At 76.6% G+C, this 15,468-nt stretch carries 17 protein-coding genes; 7 read left to right on the top strand and 10 right to left on the bottom strand.

Annotation, left to right across the window (positions count from 1 at the left end; all coding sequences use genetic code 11):
- Positions 1-7 precede the first annotated feature (7 nt).
- Entirely contained in the window at positions 8-850 is an 843-nt protein-coding gene (locus ACRYR8_RS19045; RefSeq protein ID WP_432486179.1) for a transglutaminase-like domain-containing protein, read from the bottom strand.
- A gap of 64 nt (positions 851-914) precedes the next feature.
- On the opposite strand from ACRYR8_RS19045, the gene ACRYR8_RS19040 reads away from it, so the two are divergent.
- From ACRYR8_RS19040 to ACRYR8_RS19030, 3 genes are read left to right on the top strand one after another with little or no spacing between them, the layout of a single operon-like run.
- The gene (locus ACRYR8_RS19040; protein ID WP_432485905.1) at positions 915-1,634 is read left to right on the top strand and encodes an SDR family oxidoreductase; all 720 of its coding nucleotides are present in this window, start codon (positions 915-917) and stop codon (positions 1,632-1,634) included.
- A 33-nt stretch (positions 1,635-1,667) separates the two neighbouring features.
- Positions 1,668-2,894 (top strand): phosphoglycerate dehydrogenase, encoded by a 1,227-nt coding sequence (gene serA, locus ACRYR8_RS19035; RefSeq protein WP_432485906.1) that lies wholly within the window; start codon positions 1,668-1,670, stop codon positions 2,892-2,894.
- Positions 2,895-2,905: 11 nt separating this feature from the next.
- Entirely contained in the window at positions 2,906-3,439 is a 534-nt protein-coding gene (locus tag ACRYR8_RS19030) for a metallophosphoesterase family protein (RefSeq protein ID WP_432485907.1), read from the top strand.
- Between the two features lie 22 nt (positions 3,440-3,461).
- Here the strand turns inward: ACRYR8_RS19030 and trmB are convergent, their stop codons facing one another.
- From trmB to ACRYR8_RS18985, 9 genes are all read right to left on the bottom strand, one after another.
- Positions 3,462-4,220: a tRNA (guanosine(46)-N7)-methyltransferase TrmB gene (gene trmB, locus ACRYR8_RS19025; RefSeq protein WP_432485908.1), complete on the bottom strand. Its 759-nt coding sequence runs from the start codon at positions 4,218-4,220 to the stop codon at positions 3,462-3,464.
- A gap of 43 nt (positions 4,221-4,263) precedes the next feature.
- Complete coding sequence (locus ACRYR8_RS19020) at positions 4,264-5,295, bottom strand: LLM class flavin-dependent oxidoreductase (protein ID WP_432485909.1); 1,032 nt, start codon at positions 5,293-5,295, stop codon at positions 4,264-4,266.
- Between the two features lie 80 nt (positions 5,296-5,375).
- On the bottom strand, positions 5,376-6,437 hold the full coding sequence (locus ACRYR8_RS19015) for a GNAT family N-acetyltransferase (protein WP_432486178.1): 1,062 nt from the start codon (positions 6,435-6,437) through the stop codon (positions 5,376-5,378).
- The gene (locus ACRYR8_RS19010) at positions 6,434-8,824 is read right to left on the bottom strand and encodes a putative bifunctional diguanylate cyclase/phosphodiesterase (protein ID WP_432485911.1); all 2,391 of its coding nucleotides are present in this window, start codon (positions 8,822-8,824) and stop codon (positions 6,434-6,436) included. Before ACRYR8_RS19010 ends, ACRYR8_RS19015 begins: the two co-directional genes overlap by 4 nt.
- 111 nt (positions 8,825-8,935) lie before the next feature.
- Positions 8,936-9,778 carry an EamA family transporter gene (locus tag ACRYR8_RS19005; RefSeq protein ID WP_432485912.1) on the bottom strand — a complete coding sequence of 281 codons (843 nt, stop codon included), beginning with the start codon at positions 9,776-9,778 and terminating at the stop codon, positions 8,936-8,938.
- Positions 9,779-10,030: 252 nt separating this feature from the next.
- Entirely contained in the window at positions 10,031-10,957 is a 927-nt protein-coding gene (locus ACRYR8_RS19000; protein ID WP_432485914.1) for a manganese catalase, read from the bottom strand.
- Positions 10,958-11,005: 48 nt separating this feature from the next.
- The gene (locus ACRYR8_RS18995) at positions 11,006-11,224 is read right to left on the bottom strand and encodes a hypothetical protein (protein ID WP_432485915.1); all 219 of its coding nucleotides are present in this window, start codon (positions 11,222-11,224) and stop codon (positions 11,006-11,008) included.
- A 107-nt stretch (positions 11,225-11,331) separates the two neighbouring features.
- Positions 11,332-12,570, bottom strand: coding sequence for an FUSC family protein (locus ACRYR8_RS18990; RefSeq protein WP_432485917.1), 1,239 nt, complete (start codon positions 12,568-12,570; stop codon positions 11,332-11,334).
- A 2-nt stretch (positions 12,571-12,572) separates the two neighbouring features.
- Positions 12,573-12,944: a hypothetical protein gene (locus ACRYR8_RS18985; RefSeq protein WP_432485918.1), complete on the bottom strand. Its 372-nt coding sequence runs from the start codon at positions 12,942-12,944 to the stop codon at positions 12,573-12,575.
- Between the two features lie 161 nt (positions 12,945-13,105).
- Between ACRYR8_RS18985 and ACRYR8_RS18980 the strand changes: the two genes are divergently transcribed.
- From ACRYR8_RS18980 to ACRYR8_RS18965, 4 genes are read left to right on the top strand one after another with little or no spacing between them, the layout of a single operon-like run.
- Positions 13,106-13,282 (top strand): antitoxin, encoded by a 177-nt coding sequence (locus tag ACRYR8_RS18980; protein ID WP_432485919.1) that lies wholly within the window; start codon positions 13,106-13,108, stop codon positions 13,280-13,282.
- Between the two features lie 38 nt (positions 13,283-13,320).
- Positions 13,321-14,208 carry a F0F1 ATP synthase subunit B family protein gene (locus ACRYR8_RS18975; RefSeq protein WP_432485920.1) on the top strand — a complete coding sequence of 296 codons (888 nt, stop codon included), beginning with the start codon at positions 13,321-13,323 and terminating at the stop codon, positions 14,206-14,208.
- Positions 14,205-14,654, top strand: a complete 450-nt coding sequence (locus ACRYR8_RS18970) for a phage holin family protein (protein WP_432485921.1) — start codon at positions 14,205-14,207, stop codon at positions 14,652-14,654. The genes ACRYR8_RS18975 and ACRYR8_RS18970 overlap by 4 nt, the downstream gene beginning before the upstream one ends.
- Positions 14,630-15,427 carry a DUF3618 domain-containing protein gene (locus ACRYR8_RS18965; RefSeq protein WP_432485922.1) on the top strand — a complete coding sequence of 266 codons (798 nt, stop codon included), beginning with the start codon at positions 14,630-14,632 and terminating at the stop codon, positions 15,425-15,427. The genes ACRYR8_RS18970 and ACRYR8_RS18965 overlap by 25 nt, the downstream gene beginning before the upstream one ends.
- Positions 15,428-15,468 lie beyond the last annotated feature (41 nt).

Here is a 15,468-nt window from a genome sequence, read left to right as displayed (position 1 = left end):
GCGGTCCTCAGGGCAGGACCGCGCCCGGCCGGTGGTCGTCGTGCGGCAGATCGCCCGTGACGGTCGCCAGGACCTCCAGAGCCTCCAGCTGGACGGGCCCGGAGGTGGTGAGGAAGGCGGTGTCGGCCGCGTCCCGGCCGGTGCCGATGCGCAGCAGCGCCGCGCGCGGGGCGAGCCGGGTGGCGTCGACGACCTCCCAGGAGCCCTCCGGAGCGGCCTCCACGACGGCGTGGAAGTCCATCGGCGACAGCCCGGGGGCGTAGGCGGAGCACAGCCGTGCGGGCACGTCGAGCGCGCGCAGCACCGCCGCGGTCACGTGCGCGTAGTCGCGGCACACGCCCTGCCGCGACAGCAGGGTGTCCAGGGCGGTGTCGCCGGGGCCGCTGGAGCCGGGCACGTAGTCCAGCTCGGCGTGCACCCACGCGGCCACCGCCGCCGGCAGCTGCGCGCGCGGGACGTCGCCGAACCGCCGGGCGGCGAGCGCGCCCAGGCGGTCGGAGGGGCAGTAGCGGCTGGGGCGGGTCGCCTCCCAGCGCTCCAGGTCGCCCAGCGGGGCGGCCGGGCGGCGCTCCACCCGGGCGGTCGCCGCGTACTCCACCCGCACGGGGCCCGCGGGGGCCTCGAAGCGGTGCAGCACCGCGCCGGCGCCGGCGTCGACGGCGCGCACGGGCACCGCGCCGCCGGCCCCGTCCACGCGCAGCGTCTCGGTGAGCAGGCGCACGCCGGGCCGGCGGGCCACGGCCACGAGCAGGGCGGCGTCGGAGGGGGCCTCCGCGGCCAGGCGCAGGGCGGCGCGCACCGAGGCGGTGCGGGCGGGGGCGTCGGGCGCGCTGCGTGGGGTGTCCGGCACGCGGTGAGTGTGCCCGAGCGGCACCGGGGTGCGCCGGGGGAGCCGGCCCCCTAGCGTCGGGGCCGTGCACGTCGCCACCGCAGGAGCCCACGGCCAGGTCGCCCGCCACCTCACCCGCCTGCTCGCCGCCCGCGGCGACCGGGTCACGGGGCTGGTCCGCAACCCCGGCCACGTCGAGGACGTGGCCGCCGACGGGGCCCGGGCGGTGGTGGTGGACCTGGAGGCGGTGAGCGCGCAGGAGCTCGCCGGCGAGCTGGGCGGGGTCGACGCGGTCGTGTTCGCCGCGGGCGCCGGCCCGGGCAGCGGGGCCGCGCGCAAGGACACCGTGGACCGCGCCGCGGCGGTGCTGCTGGCCGACGCGGCCGAGCTGGCCGGGGTGCGCGACTACCTGCTGGTCTCCTCCTTCGGCGTCGACGCGGTGCGCGACGGGGCGGTGCCGCAGGGCGTGGACGAGGTGTTCGCGGCCTACCTGCGCGCCAAGCTGGCCGCCGAGGAGGAGCTGCTGGGGCGCGCGGCGAGCGGCCGCCTGCGGGTGACGGTCCTGCGGCCCGGGGGCCTGACGGACGCCGAGCCCACCGGCCGTGTCCACCTGGAGCGCTCGGTGCAGCGCGGCAGCGTGCCGCGCGCGGACGTGGCGGCGGTGTGCGCGGCGCTGCTGGAGGTCCCGGCGCCGCCCGGCGGGCGGGTCCTGGAGCTGGTGGGCGGCGAGGAACCGGTGGCGCAGGCGGTGGCGCGCGCGGCGGGCGAGGGTGGTCCGGGCGGCGCGGCGGGTGCGACAGACTAGGCGGTCCCACCGCTGCTGACCGCTGGAGGAACCGTGCCCGCCCTGCGTCCCGCCCCCCGTGCGCTGCTGCTGGAGAACATCCACGCGGACGCGCGGACCCTGCTGACCGAGGCCGGGTGGGAGGTGGAGACGGCCTCCGGCGCTCTGGGCGAGGACGAGCTCGTCGAGCGCCTGGACGGGATCTCCCTGCTGGGCATCCGCTCCACCACGCACGTCACCGAGAAGGTCCTGGAGAACGCCCCGGACCTGCGGGCGATCGGCGCCTTCTGCATCGGCACGAACCAGATCGACCTGTTCGCCGCGGCCGCGCACGGCGTGGCGGTGTTCAACGCCCCGTACAGCAACACGCGCAGCGTGGTGGAGCTGGCGCTGGCGGAGATCATCGCGCTGACGCGGCGGCTGACGGTCAAGGACCGCCTCATGCACCAGGGCGTGTGGGACAAGTCCGCCGCGGGCGCGCACGAGGTGCGCGGTCGCCGCCTGGGGATCGTGGGCTACGGCAACATCGGCTCGCAGCTGTCGGTGGTGGCCGAGGCGCTCGGCCTGAGCGTGTTCTTCTACGACACCGCCGACCGGCTCGCGCTGGGCAACGCGCGGCGCTGCGGCAGCCTGCACGAGGTCCTCGAGGTCGCCGACGTGGTGACCCTGCACGTGGACGGCCGCAGCAGCAACAGCGGGTTCTTCGGCGAGGCCGAGTTCGCCCGGATGCGCCCCGGCTCGATCTTCCTGAACCTCTCGCGCGGCTTCGTGGTCGACCACGTGGCACTGCGCCGGCACATCGAGTCCGGTCACATCGCCGGCGCGGCGGTGGACGTGTTCCCGCAGGAGCCGAAGAGCCGCGGGGAGGCGTTCGAGTCGGAGCTGCGGGGCCTGGACAACGTCATCCTCACCCCGCACGTGGGCGGTTCGACCGAGGAGGCGCAGGAGGACATCGGCCGGTTCGTCGCCGCCAAGCTGCGCGACTACGCCCTGCACGGCTCCACGACCCTGAGCGTGAACCTCCCGCCGCTGGCGACGGAGACCACGCCGGGCACGGTGCGCCTGGCCCACCTGCACCGCAACGTGCCGGGGGTGCTGGCGGCGATCAACCGGATCCTGGCCGACGAGGGCGTGAACATCGAGGGCCAGCAGCTGGCCACCCGCGGCGACCTGGGCTACGTGGTGACCGACATCGCCGCCGCGGCCTCGGAGGACGTGGGCCGCCGGCTGCGCGAGCTGCCGGAGACGGTGCGCGTGCGCCAGCTGGGCTCGCAGGACTGAGCCGGGCGCCGGTGGCCGCCCAGCCCCCGCAGCGGCTGCTGCTGCTCGCGGACACCCACCTGCCCCGGCGGGCGAAGGAGCTGCCGGAGCAGGTGTGGGCCGCGGTGGGCGACGCGGACGTCGTCGTGCACGCCGGCGACTGGGTGGACGAGCGGACCGTCCTGGCGCTGCGCGAGCGTTCCCGCCGGCTCGTGGGCGTCGCCGGCAACAACGACGGCGCCGACGTCCGCCGGCACCTCGCGGAGTTCGCCGCCTTCACCGCGGGCGGGGTCCGCTTCGGCGTGGTCCACGAGACGGGCCCGGCGGCGGGCCGTGAGCGGCGCTGCGACGGGTGGTGCGCCGGGGAGCTGGACGTGCTGGTGTTCGGCCACTCCCACGTGCCGTGGGACAGCACGACCCCGTCGGGGGTCCGGCTGCTGAACCCGGGTTCGCCGACGGACCGTCGCCGGCAGCCGGCCTGCACGTACACGACGCTGACCGCCGCGGACGGGCGGCTGCACGACGTGCGGCTGCACGCGCTGCCGCCGAGGCCGGCCCGGCGGTGAGGTCGCCGCCGGGCGCGCCGCCTCAGCGGCGTCCGCGCGGGTCGGGCTCGGGTCCGGGGGCGAACCCGGGGGCGGGTCCGGTGCGCCGGGCGAACAGGTCGGTCACCACGTGCCCCCTGGCCAGGCCCCGTGCCTCGAAGCGGGTCAGCGGGCGCCAGGTCGGCCGTTCCCGCACGCCCTCGTGCTCCAGCGCCAGTCCCGGTTCGGCGGCGAGCACCGCGGCCATCTGCTGCGCGTAGGGCTCCCAGTCGGTCGCGCAGTGCAGCAGCCCGCCGGGGGCGAGCCGGTCGGCCACCAGCGCCGCGAAACCCGCGTCGACCAGGCGCCGCTTGCGGTGGCGGGCCTTGGGCCACGGGTCGGGGAAGTACACCCGCACCCCGGCCAGGCTCCCCGGGGCGATCCGCTGCTGCAGCAGCAGGCGGCCGTCGCCCTCCAGCACCCGGACGTTGCGCAGGTCCCGCTCGTGCAGGCCGGCCACCAGCGCGGCGACCCCCGGGGTGTGGACGTCGGCGGCCAGCACGCAGGTGCCCGGGTCGGCCCGGGCCATCTCCAGGGTGGTGCCGCCCGTGCCGAACCCGATCTCCAGGACGACCGGGGCGTCGCAGCCGAACAGCGCGGGCAGGTCCAGCGGGTCCTCGCCGTCGGGGACGGCGAACCGGGCCAGGTGGGTCTGCAGGGCCGCTCGCCGGGTGGTGCCCATGCGGCCGCGGCGCAGCTTGTAGGAGCGCAGCGTGTCGTCCACCGCGTCGGCGGCGTCGGCGGCATCGGGGCGGGAGGTCACCGGGTCATCATCGGTCAGCGGGCGCCGGTGCCGTCCCGGTGGGTCAGCCCGGGGGCGCCCCCCACTCCCGCGCCAGCAGCTCGTAGGAACGTTCCCGCTCGGCGTGGTCGTGCACCTGCGTCACCACCATCAGCTCGTCGGCCCCCGTGGCGCTCACCAGGTCCCGCAGCCGGGCGCCGACGTCGCCGGGGGTGCCGGCCAGCACCAGGCCGGTGCCCTGGGCGGCGACGTGGCGCTCGGCGGGCGTCCACGCGTGGGCGGCGGCCTCCTCGGGGCTGGGCAGCGGGCCGGGACGTCCCAGCCGCAGGTGCGCCGTGGCCAGCTCCTGGGCGTGCAGCAGCGCCCGGGCCCGCTCGCCGTCCTCCGCGACGATCGCGCCGACGGCCAGGACGGCGTGCGGTTGCGCCCGCTGCGCGGAGGGCCTGAAGCCCTCCCGGTAGGTGCGCAGGACGGCGGCGGGGTCGGCGGTGCCGAAGTGCGCGGCGTAGGCGTAACCGGTGCCGAGCTCGGCCGCTGCGTGCGCGCCGTGGTCGCTGGAGCCGAGCACCCACACCGGTGGCAGCGGCACGTCCGCGGGCACGGCCCGCACGCCGGCGAGCGGGTGCCCGGTGGGGAAGCCGTCGGCGTGCCCGAGCAGCTGCGCGTACCGCTCGGCGAAGTCGTCGCCGCGGTGCGCCTCGCGGGCCCCGCGCAGCGCCAGCGCGGTGCGCCCGTCGGTGCCGGGAGCGCGGCCCAGCCCCAGGTCGATGCGCCCGGGGTGCAGGGCCGCCAGGGCCCGGAACGTCTCCGCCACCTTCAGCGGCGCGTGGTTGGGCAGCATGATCCCGCCGGCGCCGACGCGCACGGTGCTGGTCGCGGCCGCCACGGTCGCGATGAGGACCTCGGGCGACGAGCTGGCGACCGAGGGGAGGTTGTGGTGCTCGGCGAGCCAGTAGCGCCGGTACCCGAACCGCTCGGCGGCCCGGGCCAGGTCGACCGTGCGGCGCAACGCCGCCGACGCCGGTGTGCCGGCGGGCACGGGGGACAGGTCCAGGACGGACACCGGGACCGGGGCCGAGTCGCGGGCGAGGGTCACGACCCGGCAACGGGCCCTGCGCTGCGGCCGTTCCCGGGCGCCGCCGTCCGGGCCGGCGCCGGGCTCCGGGGGCCCCGCGGTCAGGGCAGGCGGACCGCGACGCGGGCCCGGGAGGCGTCGGCGGCCAGCAGCGTCTCCGGGGCCACCCCGGTCATCCAGTCCAGGAACCGCACGCCCTCGGCGCGCAGCGCCCGGTCCAGCACGCCGAACTCCAGCAGCCGCCCCGGCGCGTAGCGGGCGAAGCGGGTGCTGAAGCGGCCCTCCAGCACGCCGTAGCCGTCGCCGTCGCGCACGCCCAGCACGTACGCGGCGAGCTCACCGTCCAGGTGGAGGGTGGCGACCTCCAGGGCACCGGCCGCCGACAGCTCCCGGGCGCGGGCCAGCCACCCGGCGCGCCCGGCGGGCGTGTCCAGCGCGCACGGCAGGCCGTGGGCGACGTCGCGGTCCCGGTAGGTGGTCTCCAGGTGCGGCAGCAGGGCCTCGAGGTCCGCGGGGTCCGAGGTGAAGCCCACCCGGGCCTCCAGGCCGTCGGTGGCGAGCCGGTTGCGGGACTTGCGCAGCGTCTTGCGCGTGCCGTGGCTGAGGAGCTCGACGGGGTCGCCGGCGGTCGGGCGGCGCACCACCGGCACGGGGTCCAGGGCGTGCACAGCGGCGCCGGCGCCCGCGGCGAGGGCACGGGTGGCGGGCTCGTCGGGAAGGTCCTCCAGCTCCAGGCGCGTTCCGCGGGCGCGCGCGCCCGCGGCCAGGGCCCGGCCCAGCTCGGCCGCCTCCGGCAGGCTCGCGGCGGCCACGCCGGCGAGGTAGCCGCCGCCGCCGGAGGCCAGCGCGGTGCGGCACGCGCCGGGCGCGGTGGGGGAGGGCTCGTCCACCAGCACCGCCGCGGCCCGCGGGCGACCGCCCGCGTCGCGCAGGACCACCGCCCACGGCGCGGCGGCCGGCTGCACCGACAGGCGCGCCCGCCACCACGGCAGCCGCGCCGTCAGCGGCTGGCCGAGCGCGGCGGCCAGCTGCTCCACCTCGGGCAGGACCGCGGCCACTGCGGCCGCCCCCTCCACCTGCTGCGCCCCCTGCGCGGGCGCGGAGGCGCGGGGGACGGGCAGCACCCCGGGGGGCAGCTCGGGCCCGGCAGCGAGCAGGCTCACCGCGCCACCTGCGCCACCTGCGCCACCTGCGCCACCTGCGCCACGGGCGCCACGGGCACGGCGGGCACGGCGGGCACGGCGGGTGCAGCGGGGGCAGCGGGGGCGGGTGCGGCCGGCACCGGGGTCCCGCGGTACCGGGCGAGCCAGGCCTCCAGCTCCGCGGCCGGCAGGGCCTTGCTGTAGTACCAGCCCTGCACCACGTCGCAGCCGGCGTCGGCGAGCTGGCGGCAGGTCTCCGCGTCCTCGACGCCCTCGGCGACCAGCCGCATCCCCAGCGAGTGCGCCAGCATGATCGTGGAGCGGACGATCGCGAGGGCGCGCGGGTCCGAGCCCATGTCGGTGACGAAGGACTTGTCCAGCTTCAGGTCGTCCACCGGCAGCTGGCGCAGGTACGCCAGCGAGGAGTAGCCGGTGCCGTAGTCGTCCACGGCCACGCGCACCCCGCGGCGGCGCAGGCCGTCCAGGATGACCCGTGCCCGCTCGCGGTCGGCCATGAGGAAGTCCTCGGTGATCTCGATCTCCAGCAGGTGCGCGGGCACGTCCCTGTCGGCCAGCAGGCGCGCGACCCGGTGGGGCAGGCGCGGGTCCGCCAGCGACGACGCCGACAGGTTCACCGCCACCGCCAGCGGGTCCCCCGCCCGCAGCCACTCGCGGGCCTGGTCCATCGCCTGCTCCAGGACCGCCACCGTCATCTCCTCCATGAGCCCGGCGCCCTCCACGACGGGCAGGAACGCGTCGGGGAACAGCAGGCCGCGGGTGGGGTGGTGCCAGCGCACGAGCGCCTCGACGCTGCTGACGGCTCCCGTGCCGGTGTCCACCTTCGGCTGGTAGTGCAGCGTGAGGGTGCGCTTCTCGATGGCCTCGCGCACGAGCTCGGCGGTGGCGAGGCGGTCCCCGGAGGCGAACTCGTCGGCCTCCACGTCGTAGGTGAAGGTGCCCGCGCCGCGGCTCTTGGCGTGGTACATCGCCACGTCGGCGCGGCGCAGCAGCGTCGAGGCGTCCAACGCCTCCAGCGGCAGGACGGCGATCCCGGCGCTGGCGCGGACCCGCACCTGCAGGCTCTCCACGGTGAACGGCGCCCGCAGCACCTCGTGGACCCCCGCCGCCAGCAGCTCCGCCGCTGCCGTGCCGGAGGGCAGCAGCAGCGCGAACTCGTCACCGCCCAGGCGCACCACCTCCCGGGTGCCGTTCTCGCGCCCGAACTGCTGCAGACGGCCGCCGACGGCGCGCAGGAGCTCGTCGCCGGCGTGGTGGCCCAGGCTGTCGTTGACCTCCTTGAACCGGTCGAGGTCCAGCAGCACCAGGCTCACGGAGGAGGCGCCGCGGGAGCTCTCCAGCTCCTCCACCGCCCGGTACAGGGCGCGGCGGTTGCCCAGGCCCGTCACCTCGTCGGTGCGGGCCAGCTCGCGGCTGTCGGCGAGGTTGGCAACCTCCCGGAACGTCAGCAGCAGGCGGCCCAGGGCGGCCACCACCGTGGCGGCGGCCAGTCCCACGGCCAGCGGGTGAAGGTGCAGGACGTGGTCGGCCACGAGCACGCCCAGCGCCATGACGGTGGACAGCAGCGGGATCGCCAGGAGCGCCCAGCGGGGCAGGTGCAGACGGCTGCGCACGGTGGGCCAGCCGGGGGCCAGGCCCATGAGCACCACGCCCAGGATCCAGACCCCGTCGGTGAGCATGCCGGAGACGTAGGTGCCCATGGCGGTGCGGTACAGGTAGCTCAGGTCGGCGACCACGAACAGGACGAGCCCGGCCGCCAGCAGCCACAGGCCGAGCGGCGGCCGCCAGGCGTGCATGGACAGCAGCGCCGCCAGCAGGACCAGCAGCACCAGGTCCAGCAGCGGGGAAGCGGTGGTGACGGCCACGGCGGCCCACCCGGCGACGGGGGCCTCCAGGATGGTGTCGACGACGGCGGCGGCGGCGACGGCACCGACGGCCAGCCCCGCCACGACGCCGTCCAGCCACAGGCTCCACGCGAGGCGGCTCCCGGGACGGTGGGCCGCGAGCACCAGGGCTGCGAACGCCAGCGGGTAGAAGGACAGGAACAGCGCGTCGGACACCGAGGGGTACGGCGGCTCGGCCATCGGCCGCACCACGAACGTCCAGGCCACGTTCCCGGAGCCGTACACCGCCAGCCCGGCGCCCAGCAGCAGCGAGCCGGTCCGCCCGGTGGGGGAGCGCCACGCCCGGAGGAGGCACAGCGCCGCCGCGCACTCGTAGGCGAGGTTGTTCAGGACGCCGTCGAGGATGAACTGGTACCCCTGCTGGGGACGCACCCCGGGGACGGTGCCGAGGACGAACAGCAGCGGCGGCAGCAGCAGCACCGCCTGCAGAGCCGCGAACCGCCGCCGGCGGCGCGGGGCCGCGTCGTGCGGGACCGGTGTGGTCACGTCAACCTCCTGTTCGGGCGTCAGGAGGAAGTTCGGCGGGGCACGGGGTCCGCTGGACCACCCGAACGGGTGGCGCCGGGTGCGCGCGGACCGGTCCGGCGCTGCGCCGGCTCACCCCAGGCTCGTGACGACGGCGCCGGCCAGGACCGCGACGACCCCGGCGGCCTGCACCGGCCGCAGCCGCTCGCCGTGCACCTGGCGGGCCAGCACCACGGTGACCGCCGGGTACAGCGAGGCGAGGACGGCGACGACGCTGACGAGCGCACCGCGGGAGGCGACGGCGTAGGCGGCGGTGGCGGCCAGGTCCAGCAGGCCCAGCGCCAGCAGCGGCGGCAGGTCCCGGGGCCCGACGCGTTCGGCGCTGCGCCGCGCCAGCGCCGCCGCGACGACCAGTGCGGCGGAGGTGACGCGCATGCCCAGCAGCGTGGCGGGCACGGACGCGGCGCTGCCCCGCGCCAGCGCCCAGATCTCCACCCCGAACAGCACGGCGGCCAGCAGGGCCAGCCCCACGGCGGCACCCTGGCGGCCGGACCCACCCCGCAGGTCCGGCCCGGCGGACAGCACCACGCCGGTGAACGCGACGGCCACCCCGGCCAGTTGCAGGGGGGCGGGACGCTCCCCCGCGGCCAGGCCCAGCAGCACGGGCAGGACGGTGCCGCCGGCGGCGATCGGGGCGACCACGCCCATCGTCCCGCGCGCCAGCGCGGTGTACAGGGCGGCCATCGCCCCCGCCCACGTCGCCCCGGCCAGCAGCGACCAGCCCAGCCAGCTGCCGACCGGGCCGGCCGGGGTGCCGCCCAGGCCGCTGCCGAGCACGACCAGGAGCACGGCGCACGAGAGCACCTGCGAGACGGCGAGGACCTGCACCGCGCGCAGCCGCCGGCTGACGGTCCCGCCCAGGAAGTCGGAGGTCCCCCACAGCCCGCTGGCCAGCAGCGCGAGCGCCGCGCTCACGCCCGCACCCGGCGGGGACGGCTCGGGCGGTGTCGGGCAGCTGCGGGGATCACGGTCGAGGTGTCGGCGCCGCGCGGGCCGACCTTGACCGCCCGGCACCGTTGAGCCCACGGACGACGCGGACGGCGGACGGCGCGGACGGCGGACGGTGGACGGCGCGGCGGAGCCCGGGTGCCCACCCGCGCGGGGATGGGCACCCGGGCTCCGCCGGTGCGTCCGCTCAGCCGGTGCGCGCGCGGCGCACCGGCGGGCTCAGTGCTTGTCGCCGGTGATGGCGTCCTTCACCTTGGTCACCACGTTCTCGGCCTGCTGCGCCGCGGCCCCGGCCGCGTTGCCCGGCTTGGCCGGGCCCTGGCTGCCGTCGTACGTGACGAACTGCAGCGGGTCCGGAGCGGGCAGGATGCCCTGGTCGTCGGTCAGCGGCCGCAGCTCCTCGGTGCGGAACGGCTCGCCGTCGATGACGCTGCTCCCGGTCGCCCACAGACCCTCGCCGGCGCGGCTGCCCTCGGTGGAGGTGTAGAAGACGTGCGCGGCGTCCTTGTTCTCCCAGTCGCCGTTCGAGTTCTCGATCTCCGTCTCGCTGAACCCCTCCTCCACCAGCATCTGGATGCCGAGCAGCCACTGCTGCTGGTGGTAGGTGTCGCGCGCCAGGTTGAAGGCCAGCATGTCCTTGACGCCGCGGTCATCGGTCATGTTCGCGATGCGGCTGGTCATCAGCCGGCTCTGGCCCTCGGCGGCCGCGTTGGAGCGGAAGTCCGTGAGCAGGTTGCCGCTGGAGACGATGTACCCGGCGTTCCAGGGGTTGCCCTGGCTGTCGGTGGGCCGTGCGCCGCCACCGGAGACGATGGCGTGCTGCGGGTTCTGGCCGCCCAGGACCGCCGCCAGGACGGGGTTGGCCGCCGCGGCCTTCTCGGTCGTCTCGCCGGGGGCGCCCTCCAGGAGACGGGCGAGCATCACGGTGAGCATCTCGACGTGCGAGATCTCCTCCGTGCCGATGTCCATGATCATGTCCTTGTACTTGCCGGGGACCCGGCAGTTCCAGCCCTGGAACAGGTACTGCATCATCACGGTCATCTCGCCGAACTGACCGCCCAGGATCTCCTGGAACTTCGCGGCGAACAGCGCGTCGGGCTTCTCGGGCTTGGCGGTGAACTGCAGTTCACGGGTGTGGCGGTACACGCGGTCTCCTCCTGGGTCCTTTTCTCAGGCCGGTCCTTGCGGTCGTGCTCAGTCCTTCTCGTACGCCTTCAGCGCGTTGCCCAGGCCGAAGAACGTCGGGGCCCACTGCCCGATGAAGATGCCCCAGCGGTCGGCGCGGTCGATCCCGGCACCCTTCTCCTTCTCCTTGGAGACGAGCCAGGACGCGAACGACAGGCCGATGCTGCCGAAGGCGGCCGCGTAGGCCCACTCGGCCTTGACCCCGGCCTCGTGCAGGTACTTGATCACGTGTGCTCCTCCTCCTGGGCGATCTGCGCTGGCGCTCTCCCCCTACCCACCGTCGCCGGGTTCAACCGCCCGGCCCGGGCGGGTCGCGGCGCCCGGCACCGGCCGGCTCAGCCCCGGCGGCGGAGCACCGGGAACCGGTCCCGCCACCGCCGCCCGGGGCCGGGGTCGCCGCGTCCGCCCGGTGCGGTGCCCGGCAGGGTCCACGGGGTGGGAGCCACGGCCTCCGGGTCGGGTTCGGTGTCACCGCGGCCGGAGCGCAGCACCCCCAGGCAGCGGCGCAGCAGGGTGACCACGGCCCCGGCGGTCTGCCGGTCGCGCTCGTTGGTGTACTGCGCGGCGCTCACCGCGGCGGACACCCGCTGCACCTCCTCGCGCAGACCCGCGGTGCCGTCGGGTTCGGTCCCGCCGTCCCCGCCGGAGCAGTCGGGCGGGTCCGTGCGCACCACCACGGCCATCGCGCTCAGCGCCGCGGCGACCGGCTGGCGCAGCGTCGCGTCCATCGCCACACCCCGCTCGGAGGGGTTCTGCACCTCGACCAGCAGCGAGGTGAGCTCCTCCACGCGCTCGGCCAGGCTCGCCAGCAGGACCACCCGCTCCTGCCGGCGCTGCACCGCGTCGCGGTGCAGGCGCGCCCGCACGTTCGCGCGCAGCGACTCCTGGACCTCCTCGCCGCGCTCGCGGGCCGCGGCCCGCACGGGTTCCACCGCGCGCAGGCGCGAGCTCCACTCCCGCGCGCTGGGCGGGCTGTCGCGGCGCAGGCCCTCGGCGAGGTCGTCGAGCTGGTCGGCCAGCACCTGCGCGAGCTGCTGGGCGGCCTGGTCGGTGGGCATCAGCGGCAGTTCCGGCAGCAGGGCGTTGACCACCACGGCGACCAGGCCGCCCAGCAGGGTCAACCCGCTGTACGCCAGCACGTAGCCCACCGGGTCGGGGTCGCCGACGATGAGGACGAACACCGCGGCCGTCAGGACCCAGCTGCGCTGGTCCCCCAGGAACCGCCAGCCGGCCAGCACCGAGGCGACGAACACGGCCACCGCGACCACCGCGAGACCGGATCCCAGCAGGGTGTGGCTGCCCAGGGCGACCAGCGCGCCGAGCACGATCCCCGCCACCGCCCGCAGGGAGTTGTCCACCGACGAGCGCACCGTCGTGTAGGAGCCCACGACGGCACCCAGCGGCGCGTAGTACGGGTAGGTCTCCGCGAAGGTCAGCGGCAGCCACAGGGCGATCTGCCACGCCAGCGTCGCGGCGAGAGCGGTGCGCACCGCAAGCCCCAGACGCGGCCAGCGGCCGAACAGCAGACCGCGGGCGCTCGCCCGGGGGGAGCGCCCGCGCGGGGCGGCGTCCACGGTCAGGGCTGCAGGACGACCTCGACGCAGCCGTCCTCCTCCTCCCGGAACGGCTCGTGCGCGCCGGGCACCTCGGTCGGGGGCGGGCGGTGGGTGTTCGGGTCCACCGCCCCCGGCGGGTCCTCCGCCGGCGACGGGACGTCGTCGAGCCGACGGCGCACGGTCGAGGCCGTGGTGCGCACCGCGGCGGACCGGGCGATCCCACCGGTGACCGCGACCACCTGCGCCGCCTCGTCCGGCCGCAGGCCACCCGTGGAGCCGCGGACCGCCGTGGAGGTGATCCGCGCGACGGCGCCGGTGGGGTGCTGGACGCGGGGGGCGGGGACCTGCTGCACGCGCACGGACCGCTTCCCCCGCCGGGTGGGTGCCTTCACGCCGCCCACCCTCGCCCCGCGCGGCCGGGACGGCACCTCCAGCCGGCGCCCCGGGAACCCGGTGCACGATCACCGGGAAGTCCCGTGTTTGAGCGATCTCCCCCCGGGTAGTGATCCGGTTGACGAGCTGGACCACCGGATCGGGACGCGAGGAGGACCGCATGGGAATCGCGGACAAGGCGAAGGACCTCGCCGGGGGTCACGAGCAGCAGACCGACCAGGCCATCGACAAGGCCGGTGACGCGGTCGACGCGAAGACGGGCGGCAAGTCCGCCGGTGCCGTCGACACGGCGCAGGGCAAGGCCGACGACGCCGTCGGTGGCGATCAGGGCGCCTGACGCCCCGTCACCCCAGCACCCCACACGAGGAGGCGAGCATGTCGAGTTACGACGTGACAGGCGGGCCGGGAGCCACGGCCGCCGATCCCGCAGGCAGCACCGGCAGCGGTGGAGCGAAGGAGCGGGCTCAGCAGACCGCGGGTTCCGCCAAGGAGCAGGCCGGCCACGTGGCCGGGACCGCCAAGGAGCAGGCCGGCCAGGTCGCCGGGACCGCCAAGCAGCAGGCGGGGGAGGTGGCCGGCACCGCCAAGGAGGAGGCCGGCCACGTCGTCCAGTCCGCTCAGGAGCAGCTGAGCGGTGTGCTCGGCGAGGCGCAGAGCCAGGCGGGGGACCTCCTGACCGAACTGCGCCGGCAGGTCGACGAGCAGAGCACCACCCAGCGCGACAAGCTGGCCTCCCTGCTGCAGCAGGCCGGCACCGAGCTGTCCCAGATGGCCCGTTCCAGCGAGGGCTCCGGCCCGGCCACCCAGCTGGTGCGCCAGGCGGGCGACCGCGTCGGGGCGTGGGGCGAGACCCTCGCCGGCCACGAGCCGCGCGAGCTGCTGGACCAGCTGCGCTCCTACGCTCGGCGCCGTCCCGGCACGTTCCTGCTGGGTGCGCTCGCGGCCGGTGCTCTCGCCGGCCGCGTCACCCGCGGGGCGCAGGCCTCCAGCGGCGGTGACAGCGCCGAGGGCCGCGAGCTCGAGCCGTTGAGCACCGCGCCCACCCCGGCCACGGGCACCGGCACGCTCGACCTGGGCAGCGACCGGTCGCCCACGTACGCCGCGGGCGTGACGGGCACGGGGACCCGCACCGCCGCGGGCACGAGTGCGGACGAGGCCGTGTCCCGGTACGGCCAGGACCCGAACGAGGACCTCGTGCCGCGGCACATCGCCTCCGACGTCCCCTCGATGTCGGACGCGCCGACCCGCGGGTACCGGCCGTGAGCGGGGCGACGAGCGCCCCCCGCCCCGAGGGGGGTTCGACGAGCGCCCCCCGCCCCGAGGGCGGTGGGGGGGAGCGCTCCATCGGCGAGATCTTCTCCAGCATCACCACGGAGATGTCCACCCTGGTCCGCCAGGAGATCGCCCTCGCGAAGACCGAACTGCGCCAGGACGCGAAGAACGCCGGCCGAGGGGCGGGCATGCTCGCCGGCGCCGGGGTGGCCGGGCACCTGTTCCTGGCCTCCCTGACCGCCCTGGCCATCCTCGCGCTGGGTCACCTCATCGGCCACGCCTGGGCGGCGCTGATCGTCACCGTCGTGTGGGGCGTGATCGCCGCAGTGCTGGCCAAGAGCGGGCAGAAGGCGATGAAGCAGGTGCCGCCGCCGCTGGAGCGGACCACCGTGACACTCAAGGAGGACGCGCAATGGGCCAAGCACCCGACGAGCTGAGCGGCCACGCCGGACCGGGCAGCCCCGAGCGGATCGAGGACGAGATCGCCGGCACGCGTTCCGCGCTGAGCGCCGACCTCGACGAGCTCACCGAACGGCTGAGCCCCTCGAACGTGGCGCAGCGGCAGGTCGACAAGGTCAAGGACGGCGCCACCGGCCTGAAGGACCGCATCATGGGTTCGGCCCACGACGCCGGTGACGCGGTGCGCGGCAAGGCCGGGGACCTGCGCGACCGCGCCGGCGACACCGCGAGCGGTGTTCGCGACAGGGCCGGTGACACCACCGGCGGTCTGCGCGAGCGCGCCGGCTCGGCCCGCGAGGGCGCGGCCGGCACGGCCGGTGACGCGAAGAGCGCCGTGACGTCCAAGACGCGCGGCAACCCGCTCGCCGCGGGTGTCATCGCCTTCGGCGCCGGCTGGCTGCTGTCCTCGCTGCTGCCGGCCAGCGAGAAGGAGGCGCGGGCCACCTCCAAGGCCGTCGACGCCGCCAAGGAGCGCGGCGGCGGGGTGATCGAGGCGGCCAAGGGCGCGGTGCAGGACGTGCGCGAGAACATGCAGGAGCAGGTCACCGAGGCCGCGCACCAGGTCGCCGACACCGCGAAGGAGGGTGCGCAGGCCGTGCGCTCCGACGCGCAGGAGGCCGCCGGCCACGTGAAGGAGCACGGCCAGTCCGCGGCCGGCGAGGTCAAGGGCCAGGGCCAGTCCGCGGCCGGCGAGGTCAAGGGCCAGGGCCAGTCCGCCGCCGGCGAGGTCCGCCAGAGCGCGCAGAGCTGAGGCGCACCCGGCCGGGACGCACCCCTCGCGAGGGGTGCGTC

The sequence above is a fragment of the Kineococcus esterisolvens genome, from assembly GCF_050871405.1.
Lineage (GTDB): Bacteria > Actinomycetota > Actinomycetes > Actinomycetales > Kineococcaceae > Kineococcus.
Note: the sequence above shows the minus strand (reverse complement) of the source record. Positions and strands in the feature narration are given on the sequence as shown.